A 21237-nucleotide genomic window follows, 5' to 3' on the forward strand; every position below is an offset into this window, starting at 1 on the left:
GGCGCCCGGAAGGGACGGCCCGGCGGTGGTTCTGGTTGGTCTCAGTGAAGCTGCGCGTGCAGCGCCTGGATCGGATACACCACGAGTTCGCCAAGGTTGCGGATGCCTTCGGCTGCCGCTTCGGCACCCCAGATCGTCGTATACATCGTCACCCGCGCCTGCAGGCCGGAGGTCCGGATCGAACGCGAATCGTTGATCGCGCCGCGCTTTTCCTCGACGGTATTGATGATCAGCGCAATCTCGTTGTTCTTGATCATGTCGACGATGTGCGGACGCCCCTCGGTCACCTTGTTGACCGGCTGCACCGGCAGGCCGGCAGCCTCGATGGCGTGTGCCGTACCGCGCGTGGCGACCAGCTGGAAACCGGCTTCGTGAAGGTGGCGGGCGATTTCGACCGCCTTCGGCTTGTCGCTGTCCTTGACCGACAGGAAGACCTTGCCCGACGCCGGCAGCTTGACGCCGGCGGCCAGTTGCGACTTGACGAAGGCTTCGGCAAAGCTGGTACCGACGCCCATGACTTCGCCGGTCGACTTCATTTCCGGACCGAGGATGGTATCAACGCCCGGGAACTTGACGAAGGGGAAAACGGCTTCCTTGACCGAGAAATACGGCGGCACGACTTCCTTGGTGATGCCCTGGGCCTTCAGGCTCTGACCCGACATGCAGCGGGCGGCGATCTTGGCCAACTGCAGACCGGTGGCCTTGGACACGTAGGGCACGGTGCGCGAGGCGCGCGGATTGACTTCGAGCACGTAGACGTCGTTGTCCTTGATCGCGAACTGCACGTTCATCAGGCCGCAGACGTTGAGCGCCTTGGCCATCAGCTTGGTCTGCCGGCGCAGTTCGTCCTGAACGGCCGCCGACAGCGAGTACGGCGGCAGCGAGCAGGCCGAGTCGCCGGAGTGCACGCCGGCCTGTTCGATGTGTTCCATGACGCCGCCGATGATCACTTCCTCGCCGTCGGACAGCGCATCGACGTCGCATTCGACGGCGTCGTTGAGGAAGCGGTCGAGCAGCACCGGCGAATCGTTGGAGACCTTGACCGCCTCACGCATGTAGCGCTCGAGGTCCTTCTGCTCATGGACGATTTCCATGGCCCGACCGCCGAGCACGTAGGACGGACGGACGACCAGCGGATAGCCGATCTCGGCCGCTAGGCGCAACGCGTCCTCTTCGGTGCGCGCGGTGCGGTTCGGCGGCTGCTTGAGGCCGAGATCGTGCAGCAGCTTCTGGAAGCGCTCGCGATCTTCGGCGATGTCGATCGATTCCGGCGTCGTGCCGATGATCGGCACGCCGTTGGCTTCCAGCGCCAGCGCCAGCTTGAGCGGCGTCTGGCCACCGTACTGGACGATGACGCCGACCGGCTTCTCGATGGCACAGATTTCGAGCACGTCTTCGAGCGTCAGCGGCTCGAAGTAGAGGCGGTCGGAGGTGTCGTAGTCGGTGGAAACCGTTTCCGGGTTGCAGTTGACCATGATCGTTTCGTAGCCGTCTTCACGCATCGCCATCGCGGCATGCACGCAGCAGTAATCGAATTCGATGCCCTGGCCGATGCGGTTCGGACCGCCGCCGAGGACCATGATCTTCTTCTTGTCGGTCGGGTTCGCTTCGCATTCCTCGTCATAGGTCGAGTACATGTAGGCGGTACCGGTCGCGAATTCGGCGGCGCAGGTATCGACGCGCTTGTACACCGGACGCACGCCGAGGGCATGACGACGGGCGCGAAACTCGGATTCGCTGGTCTTCAGCAGGTAGGCCAGACGACGGTCGGCGAAACCCTTCTGCTTGAGGAAACGGATCTCTTCAGCGGACAACGAGGCCAGGTCACGCTTCTCCACTTCCAGTTCGAGATCGACGATCTCCTTGATCTGGGTGAGGAACCACGGATCGATCTTGGTCAGTTCGAAAACGCGTTCGACCGACATGCCGATGCCGAAGGCGTCGGCGACGTACCACAGGCGATCCGGCGTCGGCCGGGCCAGTTGCTCGTCGATGGTTTCCGGATCGACCGTCTTCAGGTTGAAGCCATCGACACCGACTTCCAGGCCGCGCAAGGCCTTCTGCAGCGACTCCTGGAAGGTGCGGCCCATGGCCATGACTTCGCCGACCGACTTCATCTGCGTGGTCAGGGTGTTGTCAGCCTGCGGGAATTTCTCGAAGGCGAAACGCGGCACCTTGGTGACGACGTAGTCGATCGACGGCTCGAACGACGCCGGCGTCTTGCCGCCGGTGATGTCGTTGGCCAACTCGTCGAGCGTGTAGCCGACGGCCAGCTTGGCGGCGATCTTGGCGATCGGGAAGCCGGTCGCCTTGGAGGCCAGCGCGGAGGAACGCGAGACGCGCGGATTCATTTCGATGACGATGCAGCGACCATCCTTCGGATTGATCGAGAACTGCACGTTGGAACCGCCGGTATCGACGCCGATCTCGCGCAGCACGGCGATCGACGCGTTGCGCAGCAACTGGTATTCCTTGTCGGTCAGCGTCTGCGCCGGCGCGACGGTGATCGAGTCACCGGTATGCACGCCCATCGGGTCGAGGTTCTCGATCGAGCAGACGATGATGCAGTTGTCCGCCTTGTCACGGACCACTTCCATCTCGTATTCCTTCCAGCCAAGCAGCGACTCTTCGATCAGCAGCTCGTTGGTCGGCGAGGCTTCGAGACCGCGCTTGCAGATGGTCTCGAACTCTTCCATGTTGTAGGCGATGCCGCCGCCGGTGCCGCCGAGCGTGAAGGACGGGCGGATGATGGTCGGGAAACCGATCATCGCCTGCACCTGGTAGGCCTCTTCCATGCTGTGGGCGGTGGCCGACTTGGCGGAACCGAGACCGATCTTGGTCATCGCGTCCTTGAACTTCTGGCGGTCCTCGGCCTTGTCGATGGCTTCCTTGGACGCACCGATCAGTTCGACGTTGAACTTGGCCAGCACGCCTTCGCGGTCGAGGTCGAGCGCGCAGTTCAGCGCGGTCTGGCCGCCCATGGTCGGCAGCAGCGCGTCCGGACGCTCCTTCTCGATGATCTTGGCGACGACTTGCCAGGTGATCGGCTCGATGTAGGTGACGTCGGCCATTTCCGGGTCGGTCATGATCGTCGCCGGGTTGGAGTTCACCAGGATGACCTTGTAACCCTCTTCGCGCAGGGCCTTGCAGGCCTGGGCGCCTGAATAGTCGAATTCACAGGCCTGGCCGATGATGATCGGGCCGGCACCAATGATCAAAACACTCTTGATGTCTGTACGTTTCGGCATCGTTATCTCTCTCTGTGCCGCTTATTGCGCGTTGTTGAGCGCAGCCACGCCGCGCGTCATGGTGTCGAGGAAGCGATCGAACAGGTAGGCCACGTCGTGCGGGCCGGGGCTGGCTTCCGGGTGCCCCTGGAAGGAGAAGGCCGGCACGTCGGTGCGGGCGATCCCCTGGTTGGAACCGTCGAACAGCGAGACATGGGTGACTCGCAGGTTGACCGGCATCGACGCCGGATCGACCGCGAAACCGTGGTTCTGGCTGGTGATCAGCACCTGGCCGGTATCCATGTCTTTGACCGGATGGTTGGCACCGTGGTGGCCGAACTTCATCTTCAACGTCTTGGCGCCGGAAGCCAGCGCCAGCAACTGGTGGCCAAGGCAGATGCCGAAGGTCGGCACGCCGGCGGCGAGTATCTCGCGGATCGCGGCGATCGCGTAGTCGCAGGGTTCCGGGTCGCCCGGACCATTGGACAGGAAGACACCGTCCGGTTTCATTGCCAGCACGTCGGCCGCCGGCGTTTGGGCCGGCACGACGGTCAGCTTGCAACCGCGCTCGGCGAGCATGCGCAGGATATTGCTCTTGACACCGAAGTCGTAGGCGACGACGTGGAAACGCTCCTCGGCACGCTGCTTGTAGCCGTCGAGCGTCCATTCGGCCTCGCTCCAGGTGTAACGCTCGGTCGCCGAGACGACCTTGGCCAGATCCATGCCGGCCAGCCCGGGGAAGGCGCGAGCGGCGGCCAGCGCCTTGGCTTCGTCGGCTTCGCCGGCGAGAATGCAGCCGGCCTGGGCGCCCTTTTCCCGCAGGACGCGGGTCAGCTTGCGCGTATCGATGCCGGCGATGGCGACGATGCCGTGCTTCTTCAGGTAAGCGCCGAGATCTTCCTGGCAACGCCAGTTCGAGGCCAGGCGCGGCAGGTCCTTGACCACCAGTCCGGCAGCGTAGTTGGCGCGCGACTCGAAGTCCTCGGCATTGCAGCCGGTATTGCCGATATGCGGATAGGTCAGCGTGACGATCTGGCGCGAATACGACGGATCGGTCAGGATTTCCTGATAGCCGGTCATCGCGGTGTTGAAAACCACTTCACCGCTGGTTACGCCGTCGGCGCCGATGGATTGGCCCTTGAAAACCGTCCCGTCGGCGAGGGCGAGGATGGCGGGTGTGAATGAGGGCAGCAGCGACACGTCAGCTCTCCTGTAATTTTTCTGCTCGTTCATGTGCCAAGCGGGGAGGCTCGCGCCTCCCCGCTTGTGCTTTTTTAACCTTCCCATTCTAGCCGAAAAGAGCCTTTTCAGGCAAATTCAAGGCATTACACGCGTCTCGACGAAAGCCTCCAGATGCGGACGGATACGTTCCATTTCCGCCGCCAGCGAGGCGAACAACTGCAGGCCGCCGGCCCAGTCGATGACTTCCGCCATCATGTCGTTTTCTATCCGGGCCGCCAGCCCCCGCGCATCCTCGGCATGGAACATCGCCACCAGGCTTTTCAGCGTGTGGGCATGCATGCGGGCATTGACCGCATCCTGCGCCACAATGGCCTGCTTCAGCTGCTCCAGATGCCCCCGCCACTCGGCCAGCAGCATTTCAGCCATGGTCGCCAGCAGATCGGCATCGCCGAGATTATCCAGGGCCGCCTGAAGGTTGATCCCCGAAACATGCGGGCGCGCACCCACCGGACCGATCACCGACACGCGCAGCGAGTCGTCACCGCCGGCCCGCTCCAGCGCGGCGTAGAGCACCTCGGGCCGCAGCGGCTTGGCGACATAATCGTTCATCCCCGCCGCCAGACAGCGTTCGCGATCACTCTCCATGACATTCGCCGTCATCGCGATGATGTAGATCGGCTTCAGTTCGTGCGAGATCACCCAGCTCCGGCGCATCTCGTGCGAACGGATGGCCTCGGTCGCCTCGATCCCGCCCATGACCGGCATCTGCATGTCCATCAGGATGATGTCGAAGCTTCCCTGATCGAACATGTCGACAGCTTCCGCCCCGTTGTTCGCCACCTTGACACGGTAGCCCTCGCGTTCGAGCAGGCGCAGGGCCAGTTCCTGGTTAACCGGATTATCCTCGACCAGCAGGACGCGCTGGTTGCGCGCCGCCGCCCGCCCCGCCGGCGCATCGACGTCGAAAGGCTCGAGTTCGACACTACCGGGCTGGGCCGCCCCGGAGACTTCGGCCAGGCCCAGCGCCACCTCGACGTCGCCCGCACCTACCGGCTTGACCAGATGCACCGCCACGCCGAGATCGCGCAGGCGCGCCAGATCCTGGCGCTGATTCTCGGTCGTCAGCATGACCATCATCCGCTCACGCTGCCCGCCAAGCCGCCAGTTCTCGACCATGGCCATACCGGCCGGTGCCGCCATGGCGGCATCGACGAATAGATAGTCGAAGGGAAAATCCATGGCTCGGCTCTTGTTCATGACCGCCGTCGCCTGCACTGGGTCGTCGACCAGCGACACCTGCATGCCCAGCCCCTCGAGCACGCCTTGCAGGCATCGACCGGCCACCGTATTGTCCTCGACGATCAGGGCCCGCCGTCCGCGATAGGCCGCGACCGGTGCCGCACCGGTCGCCGGTGCCGCAGGATCGACTCGCAAGCCAACCGTGAAATGAAAAATCGACCCCTGCCCCTCCTGGCTCTCCAGCCAGATGCGCCCGCCCATCAGCTGCACCAGCTTGGCGCAGATTGCCAGACCGAGACCGGTCCCGCCATAACGCCGGGTCGTGGACACATCGGCCTGCGAGAAAGCATCGAAAATCGCCTGCTGCTTGTCGGCCGGCACACCGATGCCGGTATCGCGAACCGATATCAGGATTTCGGTTTCCTTGATCGATGCCTTGCCGACCGCCACCGTCACCTCCACCTCCCCGGCCTCGGTGAACTTGATCGCATTACCGACCAAATTGATGATCACCTGACGCAGGCGGGTCGGGTCGCCGACCATCCGCCCCGGCACATCCGGGCGGATGTCGACGACCAGTTCCAGTCCTTTGCGATGGGCGTTGATGGCCAGCACGCGAACCGCCTCGAGGACGACATCATGCACCAGGAAGGAGACCGCCTCGACTTCCATGCGCCCGGCTTCGATCTTGGAGAAGTCGAGAATGTCGTTGACGATGGTCAGCAAGGACTCCGCCGACGACTTGACCGTTTTCAGATAGTGGCGCTGCTCGGCATCCAGTTCGGTATCGAGCGCCAGTTCGGTCATGCCGATGATGCCGTTCATCGGCGTCCGGATTTCGTGACTCATGTTGGCCAGGAAAGCACCGCGGGCCTTGTTCGCCGACTCGGCCGATTCCTTGGCGGCGATCAGCGCCGACTCGGCCGCCTTGATCTGGCTGATGTCGCGCTGCAGAACCAGCATGCGCACCGGCTCGCCATCACCGTCGCGGGCGGCGACCGCGCCGCGAATCATGAACCAGCGCCAGGCACCGTCCTTCGCCCTGAACCGGCACTCAAGCTCAAACCAGCGATCCCGGCTGGTCACATGACGGGTGATTCTGGACTGCAGGTTGCGCAGATCCTCGGGATGAAGCAGGCGCTGCCACTGAACGATGGAGTTGTCGAGATCTTCCTGGGCATAGCCCAGCATCTCCTTCCATTGCCGCCCTGCATCGATGTTGCCGCTGCGCAGGTTCCAGTCGACCAAGGCGTCGCCCGACAGGGCGGTGGTCCAGTTATTCAGGCCGGCATAGGCGACATAGGAGGCATCGACCCGCTCGATCAACTTCTCGACCGCCTGCGCCAACACCTGACCGCCCTGCTGCCGGGCCGATTCGAGCAGCTGCCGCAGGGTGGCTTCACCGTCGCCGCCGAACAACTCCTCGATCTGGCGCTGCAGCAGTCGGGATTTCATCGTTGTCAGCGGAAGCCGAGCACATCCTGCATGTCGTACAGCCCGTTCTTGCGACCGGATAGGTAACGCGCCGCGCGCAAGCTGCCCAGGGCGTAGGGCATGCGGCTGCCGGCCTTGTGCGTGACTTCGACGCGCTCGCCGAGACCGCAGAACATGACCGTATGATCGCCAACGATATCGCCGCCGCGCACCGTGGCAAAACCGATGGTCGAGGGATCGCGCTCGCCGGTGACGCCTTCGCGGCCATACACCGCGCAATCGGCAAGATCGCGTCCCAGCGCGGCGGCGACGACCTCACCCATGCGCAGGGCGGTACCCGACGGGGCATCGACCTTCATCCGGTGATGAGCCTCGACGATCTCGATGTCGTACCCTTCGTTGAGGATGCGCGCTGCCGTGTCCAGCAACTTGAAAACCAGATTGACGCCAATTGCCATGTTCGGTGCAAAGACCACCGGCACATCCTTGGCGGCGGCGGCAATGGCTGCCTTGCCGGCAGCGTCGAAACCGGTCGTGCCGATAACCATGCCGACGCCCGCCCGACGGCAGATTTCCAGATGCTCCAGCGTGCCTTCCGGACGCGTGAAATCGATCAGGCAATCGATCTGCTTCATGCCGGCGACCAGATCGCTGATCACCACGACTTCGCTGTCCATGCCGACCAGTGCCCCGGCGCTGGCGCCGATCACCGGGCTGCCCGGAACATCGAAAGCGGCACCGAGGACCACGGAATCGTCCTTGAGAACGGCTTCGATCAACATGCGGCCCATGCGGCCGCCGGCACCGACGATGCCGATACGTGCTTTGCTCATTGCTTACAATCCAATACGGTTCAACATGCGCCGGACGAAACCCGGCTCTTCGGGCGGCGGCAAGGGTTGCGCGGCGCCATCCTCACCGATCGAGCCGAGATCGACCAAGCGCATTTTCGACGCCGGCATCGTCAGCTCTTCGACCGAAGCCAGCTCGACATCGCCGGAAACGCGCTCAAGCTGGCCGTTGCCGTCGAAAAACACGGAAAACTTGCGCGACTGAACCTGACCGCTACGCCCTTCGCGGAAGCGATAGACGTAATCCCAGCGGTCCCGATGAAAAATATCGGTGATCAAGGGCGTACCGAGAATGAAGCGCACCTGCTCCCGGCTCTGCCCGGGCTTCAATTGCGCCACCATGTCCTGGGTCAGCACATTGCCCTGCTGGACATCGATCTTGTACTCGTTGATGAAACTCGGCTTGTATGAGCAGGCTGTCAGCAGCGCGCAGGCGGCGACAAGCAACAGGGAGCGGGAACGGCGCATGCGGATTTCCGGAAGTTTCGTATCGACTGTGAAGCGGTATATCATACCCGAAATCCTCACACTCCCAGCCTCGCAAAAAGAACAGGAATCCCTACGATGAGCGACCCGCAGAGCCTCAAGAGCATCGGCCTGAAAGCCACCTTTCCACGCCTGAAGATTCTTGAGCTGTTCGAAAAGGGCACGATGCGTCACATGACGGCAGAGGATGTCTACCGCATGCTGCTCGCCGAAAACATGGACATCGGCCTGGCTACCGTCTATCGCGTGCTGACCCAGTTCGAACAGGCCGGTCTGCTGGAGCGCCACTTCTTCGAATCCGGCAAAGCGGTGTTCGAAATCAACCGCGGCAAGCACCACGATCACCTGGTCTGCATCGACTGCGGCAAGGTCGAGGAATTCTACGATCCGGAAATCGAGCGCCGGCAGAACATGATCGCAGAGGAACGCGGCTTCAAGATCCAGGATCACGCGCTCTACCTCTACGCGCACTGCACCAAGGAAGCCTGCCCGCACCGCACCCAGGTCCCCGCCAGCAACACCGCCGACCACCGATAATCACTGATGATTGATGCAATTCCGCCGGGCAGCGGCGCCTGGCTGTCGTCGGTCGGCACGACTTTCCTGGTCATCGGCCTGGCCGAATTCGGCGACAAGAGCCAGCTCGTCTGTATGACCCTGGCCTCGCGCCACCGCGGACTGCCGGTCGCCCTCGGCGCCATCGCCGCCTTTGCCATACTCAACCTGCTCGCCGTGCTGTTCGGCGCCGCCGTTGCTGCCTGGCTGCCGGGCTGGCTGGTGGCGCTGGCCGTTGCCGTGCTGTTCGCCGCCTTCGGCATCAGCGCCCTGCGCTACCGGGAAGAGGAAGACGACGAGGAAATCGAGGAAAAACCGGGGCACGGCATCTTCGCCACCACCTTCCTGCTGATTTTCCTGGCCGAATTCGGCGACAAGACGCAGATTGCCGTCGCCGGCCTGGGCAGCACCGGCAGCGCCGCCGCCATCTGGACCGGCGCCACGCTGGCGCTGGCCACCACCTCGCTGCTCGGCATCATCGCCGGCCGCCGCCTGCTCAATCGTCTGCCGCTGGTCTGGATTCACCGCGTCAGCGGCGTCTTCTTCCTGTTGCTGGCCGCTTTCGCGGCCACCAAGGTGTTCGCCTAAGCGTCCAGGCGCAACAGCTCGCGGGCGTGCTGCAGGGTGATGTCGGTGATTTCGACGCCGCCCAGCATGCGCGCGATTTCCCGGACCCGGCCGTCGTCGTCGAGCGCCTTGATCGCCGACAGCACGACGCCGTCGCGACCCGCCTTGCTCACCTGCCACTGCCAGTCGGCCTGCGCCGCCACCTGCGCCAGGTGGGTGACGCACAGCACCTGGCGTTCGCGGCCGAGTTCGCGCAGCAGGCGACCGACGATTTCGGCAACACCGCCGCCGATACCGACATCGACCTCGTCGAAAATCAGCGTCGGCACGCTGGCCGAACGCGAGGTCAGCACCTGGATGGCCAGGCTGATGCGCGAGAGTTCGCCGCCGGAAGCGACCTTGGCCAGCGGCCTGGCTTCGTTGCCGGCGAGGCCGCCGATCCTGAACTCAACCTGTTCGAGGCCGTAAACCGCACCGTTATCGAGCGGCAGCAACGCCACCTCGAAACGGCCGGAAGACAGCGCCAGCTGGCGCATGATCTCGCTAACCCGGGCGCCCATCTCTTCGGCGGCCTGGCGCCGTCCTGCCGACAAACGCCCGGCAACTTCCAGATAGGCACTGCGCAGCGCATCGACACGCGCCTGCAGCCCTTCGAGATCGGCCGCCGCCGACAGTTCGGCCAGTCGCGCCTGCCAGCCAGCAAGCAGCGCCGGCAACTCGACCGGCGGCACCCGGTGCTTGCGCGCCTGGGCCATGACTGCGTCCATCCGCGCTTCGACTTCGGCCAGCCGCGACGGATCGAGATCGGCGCGGTCGGCATAGCGGCGCAACGTCGACACGGCGTCCGCCAACTCGGCCTGAACCGAACCGAGCAGCCCGGCGACCTCGGCCAGTGCCGGATCATAATCGGCCAACCCGGCCAACCGGGTGGCGACGCGGTCGATCTGGCGCTCGCAGGCGGCGTCGTCTTCGGCGAGCACGCCGAGTGCGTACTGGGCCCCCTCGATCAGGCTGGCCGCATGGCCGAGGCGGCGATGCTCGAGGTCGAGCTCGGCCCACTCGTCGGCGGTGAAAGCCAGCGCTGCCAGTTCGCCGACCTGCCATTCCAGTTGCTCGCGCTCGCGCAACAGTGCCGCCGCCCCTTCGCTCGCCATCCGCCAGGCCTGTTCCGCATCGCGCCAGGACTTCCAGGCACCGCCGACCTCGCGTACCAATTCGCCCAGACCGGCGTGGCCGTCGAGCAACTGGCGCTGCGCATCGGCGCGTAACAGCGACTGGTGGGCGTGCTGACCGTGAATATCGACCAGCCACTCGCCGACTTCGCGCAACTGCTGGACGGTCGCCGACGAGCCGTTGATCCAGGCACGCGAGCGGCCGTTGGCATCGACCACCCGGCGCAGCAGCAGTTCGTCGCCGGCATCGAGTCCGTTTTCGTCGAGCCAGGCAGCGACTTCGGGCAAGGCGGCAACGTCGAAGGTGGCGGCGATCTCGGCCTTGTCGCAGCCCGCACGGACGACGCCGGCGTCGCCACGCTCGCCAAGCGCCAGGGCCAGGGCGTCGATGAGGATCGATTTGCCGGCGCCGGTCTCCCCGGTCAGCGTGCCGAAACCGGCGGAAAATTCGAGTTCGAGGCGGTCGACGATGACAAAGTCGCGCAGAGTCAGGTGGCGGAGCATGCTTATCCCTTGGGCCGCTCGCTCCACTGCAGCTTTTGCCGCAGCATGGCGAAGTAGCTGTAACCCGGTGGATGCAGGAAACAGATGGTGTGTTCGGAACGGCGCAGACGGACGCTGTCGCCGGTCTGCAGGTCGAGCGTCAGCTGACCGTCGAAGTGCACCCGCGGGTCGTCGGCGTGAGTGACGCGCAGTTCGATGTCGGCGTTGTCATTGACGATCACCGGGCGGTTGGTCAGCGCGTGCGGACACAGCGGCACCAGCGCGATGCCGGTCAGCGTCGGATGCAGGATCGGGCCGCCGGCCGACAGCGAATAGGCGGTCGAACCGGTCGGCGTCGACACGATCAGGCCGTCGGAACGCAGGTTGTAGATGAACTCGCCGTCGATGAACAATTCGAATTCGATCATCCGGCCGATTGCACCCTTGTCGATGACGACATCGTTGAGCGCCATGTTGGTCGCCAACTCCTTGCCGTCGCGGATCACTTCGGCCGCCAGCAGCATGCGGTTCTCGCGCAGGAAACGGCCGTCGAGCAGGTCGTCCATGCAACTGAGCATGTCCTGGCGGGCGATGTCGGTCATGAAGCCGAGCCGCCCCTGGTTGACCCCGACCAGCGGCACGCAATAGCGGGCCAACCGGCGCGCCGCGTTGAGCATGGTGCCGTCGCCGCCAAGCACGATGGCCGCGTCGGCATGGGCGCCGATGTCGTTGAAGCCGCAGGTGACCCAGCGCGACAGGTCGACCAGCTTGCCGATATGTTCGGCGGTCTCGCGCTCGACGAAGACCGAGACGCCGCGCTCGTGCAGGTACTCGGCCAGACGCCGCAACGATTCGGCGATTTCCGGGCTGTGGTACTTGCCGACGAGGGCGATGGTTCGGGGTTGGCGCAGGCGGTTCATGGGTGCGAATTCTTGCATAAAAAACGGCTTGCCGTGCCGCCGCCGCTTTTGGGTAGAATCCACGCCATGCTTGATGATCGCTCGCGCACCCTGCTCAAGGCCCTGGTCGAACACTACATTGCCGACGGGCAACCGGTCGGCTCGCGCGCCTTGTCGAAATTTTCCGGCCTCGACCTGTCGCCGGCGACGATCCGCAACGTCATGGCCGACCTCGAGGAGGCCGGCTTCGTCGCCAGCCCGCACACCTCGGCCGGACGGGTGCCGACAGCGCGCGGTTACCGCCTGTTCGTCGACAGCCTGCTCACCGTGCAGCCGCTCGAAGCCCGCCAGATGGGCGCGATGGAAGAAGCCCTGCACGGCCTGCCGGCCAACCAGGTGATCGCCAACGCCTCGCAGTTGCTGTCCAACCTGACCCACTTCGCCGGTGTCGTCATCGCTCCGCGTCGTGCCGCCAACCGCATCCGCCAGATCGAATTCCTCAGCCTGTCCGAAAAGCGCATCCTGCTGATCATCGTCACCACCGACGGCGATGTCCAGAACCGCATCCTGACCAGTGACAAGTCTTACAGCCCGTCGGAACTGGTCGCCGCGGCGAATTACCTGAACCAGAACTTCGCTGGCCTCGATTTCGAGCAGATCCGCCAGCGCCTGGCGCACGAAATCCAGCAACTGCGTGAGGACATCAAGCCGCTGATGTCGCTGGCGCTCGAGGCCGGCGATGCGGCCCTGGCCGAAAATGCCCAACCCTACGTGATCAGCGGCGAAAAGAACCTGCTCGACGTCGAGGAACTGTCGTCGAACATGAAACGCCTGCGCCAGTTGTTCGACCTCTTCGAACAACGCTCCAGCCTGATGCGCCTGCTCGATATCTCCAACCGCGCCGAAGGCGTGCGCATCTTCATCGGCGGCGAATCCGGCATCGCCACGCTCGACGAATGCAGCGTCATCGCCGCCCCCTACAGCGTGGACGGCCAGGTGGTCGGCTCGGTCGGCGTCATCGGCCCGACCCGGATGGCCTACGAGCGTGTCATCCCCATCGTCGACATCACCGCCCGCCTGCTCACCTCCGCCCTTTCCGGCAAGAACGACAACTGATGCCCCGCTTCCAGCCCGAACCGCCGTACCGCCACGGCACGCCCGCCGGCACCGCCGTCATCCTGGTCAACCTCGGCACGCCCGAGGCGCCGACCGCGCCGGCGCTGCGCCGCTATCTCAAGCAGTTCCTCTCCGACCCGCGTGTCGTCGAAATCCCCAAGGCGCTGTGGTGGCTGATCCTGAACGGCATCATCCTCAATATCCGGCCCAAGAAATCCGCCGCCAAGTACGCCTCCGTGTGGACCGACGAAGGTTCGCCGCTGCGCGTACATACCGAACGCCAGGCCAAGCTGCTCAAGGGACTGCTCGGCGAGCGCGGCCACCGGGTCGAGGTCACCTGGGCGATGCGTTACGGCCAGCCCTCGGTCGGCGCCGTACTCGACCGCCTCAAAGCCGCCGGCCACCGGCGCATCCTGATCGTGCCGATGTACCCGCAGTACGCCGCCAGCACCACCGCCACCGTCGTCGACGAAGCCGCTCGCTGGCTGCTGCAGACGCGCAACCAACCGGAGATGCGTTTCCTGCGCAACTACCACGACGACGCCGGCTACCTGGCGGCACTCGAAGTCAGCGTCCGTCGCCACTGGCAGCAGGTCGGTCCACTGGCCGACGGCGACCGGCTGCTCATGAGCTTCCACGGCCTGCCGAGACGCAGCCTCGACCTTGGCGACCCCTACTTCTGCGAATGCCACAAGACCGGCCGACTGCTCGCCGAACGGCTTGGCCTGCGCGACGACCAGTACCAGATCTGCTTCCAGTCCCGCTTCGGCAAGGCCGAATGGCTGCAGCCCTACACCGCGCCAACCCTGCACGCCTGGGGTCAGGCCGGCGTCCGTCGGGTTGACGTGATCTGTCCCGGCTTCTCCGCCGACTGTCTGGAGACGCTCGAAGAAATCGCCCAGGAAGGCCGCGACGATTTCCTTGCTGCCGGCGGCAAGGAATACCACTACATTCCGGCACTCAACGAGGCCCCGGACTGGATTGCCGCGCTCGGCGACCTCGTCGAGCGCCACCTTGGCGGCTGGGAGACGAAGGCAGAAGACAATCCGCAAGCGCTCGCCAGAAGCCTGGACGAAGCCAGAAAATTCGGGGCCGCAACTTAATTTCCCGCCGCGCCTGCCGTTAACAATGTGTCTGATCACATTGCCGGGAGGCCAACATGAAAATCGCCAGTGCCGAACTGCAATTGGCCTCATCGCACAGCAGCATGCAGCGTCACGAGGTCAGCGAGTCGCTGCGTGCCTGGGTTGGCCCCCAGCGCCCCGATTTCGAAGGCCGGGGCGCGGCGGGTGATGCACCTGCCCGCCCCCTGGTGGTGATTTCCGAGGCCGGCAAGGCGGCAGCGGCGGCGTCAGCGGCCGACAGTATCGACAAGGAAATCGAGGACCGCATCGACGAAGATCCGCGCATGCTGCTGATGCGCCTGATGCTCGAGGCACTGACCGGCAAGTCGACCCGCATCTTCGACGCGCGCGAACTCGCGGATCGTTCCCGTCCGGTCGATGTTCCGGCCCCGCCGGGCAACGCCGGCGGCCAGAATGCGAACGCCCCGGCCGGTTTCGGCATCGAATACGACTATCACGAATCCTATACCGAGGTTGAAGCCACCAGCTTCACCGCCAGCGGCACCGTCAAGACCGCCGACGGCAAGGAAATCCGCTTTGACATCACCCTGATGATGTCGCGCGCCTATCACGAGGAAAGTTCGATCAGCCTGCGACTGGGTGATGCGGCGCGCAAGGTCGACCCCCTGGTTCTCAACTTCTCGGGCAACGCCGCCAGCCTGCTGGATCAACGCTTCTCCTTCGACCTCGACAGCGATGGCAAGGAGGAGCAGATTTCCCGCCTGGCCAGTGGCAGCGCCTACCTGGTCTTCGATCGCAATGGCGATGGCAAGATCAACAACGGCAATGAAATGTTTGGCCCGAATTCCGGTGACGGCTTTGCCGAACTGGCGCAACTCGACGACGACGGTAACGGCTGGATCGACGAGAACGACAAGGCTTGGCAGAAGCTTAGCCTGTGGCAACCCGATGAAAATGGTTCGGGCGAGTTGAAATCCTTGAGCGAAAGCGGCGTTGGCGCGATCGCGCTGGCGCGCGTGGCGACGCCATTTGACCTCAAGGGAAACACGAATACGCTTTTTGGACAAATTCGCACTTCAGGAATTTTTTTGCATGAGAATGGCGCTGCTGGCACAATCCAACAAATAGACTTGGCCGTCTGAGACAAACTGACCAAGTCGTCACAACAAGGGTTGATAAAAATGCCGCGCTTTGCCGACTTGAAAATCTGGGTTCGCCTGACTGCTGCCATCTGGGTTGTCCTCGCACTGATCTGGGCCGGAGCCATCGTCTGGATGACCAACGTCAATCGCGATACCGCGATCAACCAGGCCAAGGATTTCTCGCAGAGCATTCACGAAATGACCATGGCCGGCCTCACCGGCATGATGATCACCGGCACCGTCGATCAGCGCGAGGTCTTCCTCGACCAGATCAAGCAGCTGTCGATCATCAAGGACCTGCACGTTGCCCGCAGCGAAGCCGTGATCAAGCTGTACGGCCCGGACACCAAGAGCAACCGCGAACTCGACGCGCAGGAGCAGAAGGTGATGCGCGAAGGCAAGCCTTACATCGCCGTCGAACACGAGGGCGGCAGTTCCTTCCTGCGGGTGATCAACCCGACCAACGCCTCGTCCAACTACCTCGGCAAGGACTGCATCGTTTGCCACCAGGCTCCGGAAGGCACCGTTCTCGGTCTGGTCAGCATGAAGGTCTCGCTCGACTCGGTTGAGGCCGAAGTCGCCAGCTTCCGCCTGAAGATTGCCGGCGCCGCCCTCGGCGCCCTCGGCGCACTGCTGCTGATCATCTACTTCCTGACCCACCATTTCGTCACCGTACCGCTCGACCACCTGCGCAGCGGCCTGCGCGACATCGCCCGCGGCGAAGGCGACCTGACCCGTCGCCTGCCGGTCAAGGGACGGGACGAGGTCGGTCAGTCGGCCCAGGTATTCAACGAAATGATGGGCAACTTCCAGCAACTGGTCAGCCAGGTCCGCGATGCCGCCGCCCAGGTTTCGGCCCGGGTTGCCGCGCTGTCCGACAGTGCCGACCGGGTTTCCCAGAGCTCGCACCTGCAAAACGAGAAGTCCAACGATGCGGCGACTGCGGTCGAACAACTGGTCTCCAGCATCTCGTCGATCGCCCAGAGCGCCGAACATGTTCAGCACCAATCGCAGGAAAGCCTGGCCCGGGCCAACGAAGGCAGCCGCAACCTGCAGACCCTGCTCGGCGAAATGAATGTCGTCGAAAGCGCCGTCAAGGAAATGGCCGACTCGGTGAACAACTTCGTGCGCAACACCGAATCGATCACGATGATGACCCGCGAGGTCAAGGACATCGCCGAGCAGACCAACCTGCTGGCGCTCAACGCCGCCATCGAGGCAGCCCGCGCCGGCGAACAGGGCCGCGGCTTCGCCGTGGTTGCCGACGAAGTCCGCAAGCTGGCCGAAAAATCGTCGCGCTCGGCCAGCGAGATCGACACCATCACCGCCAGCCTGAGCGCCCAGTCGGTGGCCGTCCGCCGCAGCATCGAGGCCGGCATGCACCATCTGGAAAGCAGCCAGGCCGCCGTCGCCTCGGTTTCCAGCGTCCTGCAGGCGACCAACGGCTCGGTCAGCGAAGTCGGTCAGGGGCTCGACGCCATCGCTGCCGCCACCGAGCAGCAACGACGCTTCTCCGGCGATGTCGAGACGAGTATCGAGGCGATTGCCGGCATGGCGCGCAGCAATACCGGCGCCGTCGAGCAGACGGCCGGTGCCGCGCACGATCTCAAGCGCCTGGCCGATGGCCTGGCCAACCTGGTCGGCCGTTTCAAGGTCTGAGTTTCAGGATCCCGGCAGCGCCTTCGGCCTGCCGGGATGAATCAATCGGGTGCCAGTTCGAGGCTGAAACCGCTGCCGTACTGGGAGCTTTTCTCTGGCGCCAGCGCCGCCTGCCCCAGACTGGCGGCGATCTTGTTGACCTCGCGCATGCGCTCGATCATCTTCGCCAGCAGGGCGTTGCGCATGCGCTCGACCAGTTCCTCGGACGACAGAGCCAGCGCGGCTGCATTGATTTCGAGGAACAGCGTCGGCTCGAGCGAGACCACCGTGGCATGACGCAGATCGCTCGACGGATGCAGGAAGGCCACCTCGCCGACCGGTTCGCCGGCTGACAGACGGCACAGCGCCTTGCCGGCGATCGAGATTTCGACGCAACCGGAAATGATGATCCCGAACAGCTTGTTGTTGCTGCCCTCGCGGATCAGCGCGACATTCGGCGCAATTTCGCGCCAAACCGAAACCCGCAGCACCTCCCACAGTTCGATGTTTTCGAACTCGGTGAAGAACTGCAGCCGCCGCAACTGCTCGAAGCGACGGTTGTCCTGCTCGGTCTGGTCCTCTTCGAGCATCTGGTAGCGAACGGCGGAAAGATCCTTGGCCATTTCCGCCCCGTTGCGGTAGCGGCTGTAGAGGTCCTTTTCCAGCGCCTTGCGCAGGATGGCGTTGAGCCCTTCGGGCAGGTTCGGATTCAGCGAGGTGACCGCCGGCGCATCGGTATTGACGATCTTGTACACCAGCGTCGCCTGGTTGTTGGCACGGAACGGCAGCCGCCCGGTGAGCAACTGGAACAGCACCACGCCCAGCGAGTAGAGATCGGTCTTCTGATTGAGCGGATAGGCCTTGATCTGCTCGGGCGACATGTAGGCGGGCGAGCCGACCCCCATGATGAAGGTCGAGTCGCGGTCCATGTCCTTGTTCATGTTCAGGGCCAGGCCGAAGTCGGCGATCTTGGCTTCGTCGTTGGCCGCAACCATGATGTTCGCCGGCTTGATGTCGCGATGGATGATGCCCTGCCGGTAGGCGGCGTCAAGCGCCATGCAGCACTTGAAGATGATGCCGATGACCCGGTGCATGGGCAGCAGCTTGTCGATCCGGCAGTGCTGTTCGAGGCTGAAACCGTCGACATATTCCATCGCCAGATAGGCAAAATCGTCCTCGACCACGGCATCGTAGACGCGCACGATGTTCGGATGATCGAGCCGCTTCGAGACCATGCCTTCATTCTGGAACAGCTTGCGCATGCGCCGCGACATGGCGGCGCAATCCTGGCCGAAGCGGATGACCTTGACGGCCACCTGGCGCCCCTCGTCCGGGTCGTCGCAAAGGTAGACCGTGGCGGTCGCGCCCTTGCCCAACTCTCGAATTACGCGGTATTTGCCTATCGTTTCCATGGCCGACGATCTGAAGATGCCCTGCTGCCCGGATGCTAGCACGGGCGCGGCAGCAGCACTGTAAACAAGTGTGATCAAAAAGTTCCCGAAAGCCTCTTGAAAACCGGCGAACGATCCCCAACTGCTTCGACAGTCTTTTTGGAGAAATGTGCATGTCCAATCCGGAAACCCCGCAGGAAAACCAGCCCGACATCGAAGTTGATGCCGCAGCAGCGCCGCAGGAATCGCATACCGACACCCTGCCCAGCATCGAAGAACAGATCCGCAACCTCGAACTCAAGGTCGCCGAAACCCACGATGCCTGGCTGCGCGCCAAGGCCGAAGGCGAGAACATCCGCCGCCGCGCCCAGGAAGACATCAGCAAGGCGCACAAGTTTGCCGTCGAGAAGTTTGCCGGCGAACTGCTGGCCGTCAAGGACAGCCTGGAGGCCGCGCTGGCCGTGCCGGAACAGACCGTCGAAAGCTTCCAGTCCGGCGTCGAGCTGACGCTCAAGCAACTGGTTGCCGCCTTTGAAAAGAATGCGCTGATCGAGGTCAATCCGGCCGGCGAGAAGTTCGATCCGCACAAGCACCAGGCGATCGGCATGGTCGATTCCGACCAGGAAGCCAACACCGTCGTCACCGTCTTGCAGAAGGGCTACCTGATCGCCGACCGCGTGCTGCGTCCGGCGCTGGTCATGGTCGCCAAGGGCAAATAATCCACTTGAAATCCGGGGCGCCGCCCCCAATTCACGAACATCGGTAATTCACTTTCAGGAAAGAACATCATGGGCAAGATCATCGGTATCGACCTCGGCACCACCAACAGCTGCGTCGCCATCATGGAAGGCGGCACCCCCAAGGTCATCGAAAACGCGGAAGGCGCTCGCACCACGCCGTCGATCATCGGCTACACCGACGACGGCGAGATCCTGGTCGGCGCCCCGGCCAAGCGCCAGGCCGTGACCAACCCGAAGAACACGCTGTACGCCGTCAAACGCCTGATCGGCCGCCGCTTCGAAGAGAAGGAAGTGCAGAAGGACATCGCGCTGATGCCGTTCAAGATCGTCAAGGCCGACAACGGTGACGCCTGGGTCGAAGCCCGCGACAAGAAGATCGCGCCGCCGCAGGTTTCCGCCGAAGTGCTGCGCAAGATGAAGAAGACCGCCGAAGACTACCTCGGCGAGGAAGTCACCGAAGCGGTCATCACCGTGCCGGCCTACTTCAACGACAGCCAGCGCCAGGCAACCAAGGACGCCGGCCGCATCGCCGGTCTGGAAGTCAAGCGCATCATCAACGAGCCGACCGCTGCCGCACTGGCCTTCGGCATGGACAAAGTGTCCGGCAAGGACAAGAAGATCGCTGTCTATGACCTCGGCGGCGGCACCTTCGACATCTCCATCATCGAGATCGCCGACGTCGATGGCGAAAAGCAGTTCGAAGTGCTGGCCACCAACGGCGACACCTTCCTCGGCGGCGAAGACTTCGACCAGCGCCTGATCGACTACATCATCGACGAGTTCAAGAAGGAATCCGGCGTCGACCTGAAGAAGGACGTGCTGGCCCTGCAACGCCTCAAGGAAGCCGCCGAGAAGGCCAAGATCGAGCTGTCCTCGAGCCAGCAGACCGAAGTCAACCTGCCCTATATCACTGCCGATGCTTCCGGTCCGAAGCACCTGGCACTGAAGATCACCCGCGCCAAGTTTGAGTCGCTGGTCGACGAACTGATCGAGCGCACCGTCGCCCCCTGCCTGACCGCGCTCAAGGACGCCGGCTGCAAGATCGGCGACATCGACGACGTGATCCTGGTCGGTGGTCAGTCGCGCATGCCCAAGGTCCAAGAGAAGGTCAAGGAAGTGTTCGGCCGCGAGCCGCGCAAGGACGTCAACCCGGATGAAGCCGTCGCCGTCGGCGCCGCCATCCAGGGCGGCGTGCTGCAGGGCGAAGTCAAGGACGTGCTGCTGCTCGACGTGACCCCGCTGTCGCTCGGCATCGAAACCCTGGGCGGCATCATGACCAAGCTGATCCAGAAGAACACCACGATCCCGACCAAGGCCTCGCAAGTCTTCTCGACCGCCGACGACAACCAGGCCGCCGTGACCATCCACGTGCTCCAGGGTGAACGCGAAGTGGCGTCCGGCAACAAGAGCCTCGGCCAGTTCAACCTGGAAGGCATCCCGCCTGCCCCGCGCGGCACGCCGCAGATCGAGGTCATCTTCGACATCGACGCCAACGGCATCATGCACGTCACCGCCAAGGACAAGGCCACCGGCAAGGAAAACAAGATCACCATCAAGGCCAACTCCGGCCTGAGCGAAGAAGAAATTCAACGCATGGTCAAGGACGCCGAGCTGCACGCCGAAGAGGACAAGAAGGCGCACGAACTGGCCGACGCCCGCAACCAGGCCGACGGCATGGTGCACATGGTCAAGAAGTCGCTGACCGAATACGGCGACAAGCTGGATGCGACCGAGAAGGAAGCCATCGAAGCCGCGATCAAGGACGTCGAAGACGTGCTGCGCGACGGCGACAAGGACGTCATCACCGCCAAGACCGAGGCCCTGTCGGCCGCGGCCCAGAAGCTGGGTGAAAAGATGTACGCCCAACAACAGGCCGAAGCCGGCGCCGCCGGTGCCGCCGGTGGCGAACAGCCGAAGGAAAAGACCGTCGAAGGCGATGTCGTCGATGCCGAATTCACGGAAGTGAACAAGGACAAGAAGGCTTAAAACGGACGCCTGCGCGCCGTTTCAAGTGGCCGGATCGAAGCGGA

The 21237-nt window shown here is 63.7% G+C and carries 16 protein-coding genes; 8 read left to right on the forward strand and 8 right to left on the reverse strand.

Annotated features, from left to right (window positions below; translation table 11 throughout):
• Nucleotides 1-41 precede the first annotated feature (41 nt).
• The 5 genes from carB to Q0799_RS13415 all read right to left on the reverse strand — a co-directional run bounded on the left by carB (nucleotide 42) and on the right by Q0799_RS13415 (nucleotide 8401).
• On the reverse strand, nucleotides 42-3248 hold the full coding sequence (carB, locus tag Q0799_RS13395) for a carbamoyl-phosphate synthase large subunit (RefSeq protein ID WP_298399186.1): 3207 nt from the start codon (nucleotides 3246-3248) through the stop codon (nucleotides 42-44).
• Nucleotides 3249-3269: 21 nt separating this feature from the next.
• A complete protein-coding gene (gene carA, locus Q0799_RS13400; RefSeq protein WP_298399257.1) occupies nucleotides 3270-4418 on the reverse strand; it encodes a glutamine-hydrolyzing carbamoyl-phosphate synthase small subunit in 1149 nt (382 codons plus the stop codon).
• Between the two features lie 126 nt (nucleotides 4419-4544).
• Entirely contained in the window at nucleotides 4545-7103 is a 2559-nt protein-coding gene (locus Q0799_RS13405) for a response regulator (protein ID WP_298399187.1), read from the reverse strand.
• 5 nt (nucleotides 7104-7108) lie between these two features.
• On the reverse strand, nucleotides 7109-7915 hold the full coding sequence (gene dapB, locus Q0799_RS13410; protein WP_298399190.1) for a 4-hydroxy-tetrahydrodipicolinate reductase: 807 nt from the start codon (nucleotides 7913-7915) through the stop codon (nucleotides 7109-7111).
• Between the two features lie 3 nt (nucleotides 7916-7918).
• Entirely contained in the window at nucleotides 7919-8401 is a 483-nt protein-coding gene (locus Q0799_RS13415) for an outer membrane protein assembly factor BamE (protein WP_298399192.1), read from the reverse strand.
• Nucleotides 8402-8497: 96 nt separating this feature from the next.
• Here Q0799_RS13415 and fur point away from each other — a divergent pair, with 96 nt between their 5' ends.
• Nucleotides 8498-8956 carry a ferric iron uptake transcriptional regulator gene (fur, locus tag Q0799_RS13420; protein ID WP_298399195.1) on the forward strand — a complete coding sequence of 153 codons (459 nt, stop codon included), beginning with the start codon at nucleotides 8498-8500 and terminating at the stop codon, nucleotides 8954-8956.
• 6 nt (nucleotides 8957-8962) lie between these two features.
• Nucleotides 8963-9562, forward strand: a complete 600-nt coding sequence (locus Q0799_RS13425) for a TMEM165/GDT1 family protein (protein WP_298399197.1) — start codon at nucleotides 8963-8965, stop codon at nucleotides 9560-9562.
• Here Q0799_RS13425 and recN read toward each other — a convergent pair.
• Nucleotides 9559-11217, reverse strand: a complete 1659-nt coding sequence (gene recN, locus Q0799_RS13430; RefSeq protein ID WP_298399199.1) for a DNA repair protein RecN — start codon at nucleotides 11215-11217, stop codon at nucleotides 9559-9561. The genes Q0799_RS13425 and recN overlap by 4 nt on opposite strands.
• A gap of 2 nt (nucleotides 11218-11219) precedes the next feature.
• Nucleotides 11220-12134 carry an NAD kinase gene (locus Q0799_RS13435; protein WP_298399201.1) on the reverse strand — a complete coding sequence of 305 codons (915 nt, stop codon included), beginning with the start codon at nucleotides 12132-12134 and terminating at the stop codon, nucleotides 11220-11222.
• 48 nt (nucleotides 12135-12182) lie between these two features.
• On the opposite strand from Q0799_RS13435, the gene hrcA reads away from it, so the two are divergent.
• The 4 genes from hrcA to Q0799_RS13455 are packed head-to-tail and all read left to right on the forward strand — an operon-like array spanning nucleotide 12183 to nucleotide 17097.
• Complete coding sequence (hrcA, locus tag Q0799_RS13440) at nucleotides 12183-13211, forward strand: heat-inducible transcriptional repressor HrcA (RefSeq protein ID WP_298399204.1); 1029 nt, start codon at nucleotides 12183-12185, stop codon at nucleotides 13209-13211.
• Nucleotides 13211-14314 (forward strand): ferrochelatase, encoded by a 1104-nt coding sequence (gene hemH, locus Q0799_RS13445; RefSeq protein WP_298399207.1) that lies wholly within the window; start codon nucleotides 13211-13213, stop codon nucleotides 14312-14314. Before hrcA ends, hemH begins: the two co-directional genes overlap by 1 nt.
• Before the next feature lie 56 nt (nucleotides 14315-14370).
• Entirely contained in the window at nucleotides 14371-15438 is a 1068-nt protein-coding gene (locus Q0799_RS13450) for a VCBS repeat-containing protein (RefSeq protein WP_298399210.1), read from the forward strand.
• Nucleotides 15439-15477: 39 nt separating this feature from the next.
• Nucleotides 15478-17097: a methyl-accepting chemotaxis protein gene (locus Q0799_RS13455; RefSeq protein WP_298399212.1), complete on the forward strand. Its 1620-nt coding sequence runs from the start codon at nucleotides 15478-15480 to the stop codon at nucleotides 17095-17097.
• Between the two features lie 41 nt (nucleotides 17098-17138).
• Here Q0799_RS13455 and Q0799_RS13460 read toward each other — a convergent pair whose 3' ends face one another.
• Entirely contained in the window at nucleotides 17139-18488 is a 1350-nt protein-coding gene (locus tag Q0799_RS13460; RefSeq protein ID WP_298399214.1) for a protein kinase, read from the reverse strand.
• 152 nt (nucleotides 18489-18640) lie between these two features.
• Between Q0799_RS13460 and grpE the strand changes: the two genes are divergently transcribed.
• Both grpE and dnaK read left to right on the forward strand, forming a co-directional pair.
• Nucleotides 18641-19186 carry a nucleotide exchange factor GrpE gene (grpE, locus tag Q0799_RS13465; protein ID WP_298399217.1) on the forward strand — a complete coding sequence of 182 codons (546 nt, stop codon included), beginning with the start codon at nucleotides 18641-18643 and terminating at the stop codon, nucleotides 19184-19186.
• Between the two features lie 69 nt (nucleotides 19187-19255).
• A complete protein-coding gene (gene dnaK, locus Q0799_RS13470) occupies nucleotides 19256-21193 on the forward strand; it encodes a molecular chaperone DnaK (protein ID WP_298399219.1) in 1938 nt (645 codons plus the stop codon).
• The last annotated feature ends 44 nt before the right edge of the window (nucleotides 21194-21237 follow it).

Source organism: uncultured Azonexus sp., assembly GCF_937982035.1.
Taxonomy (GTDB): Bacteria; Pseudomonadota; Gammaproteobacteria; order Burkholderiales; family Rhodocyclaceae; genus Azonexus.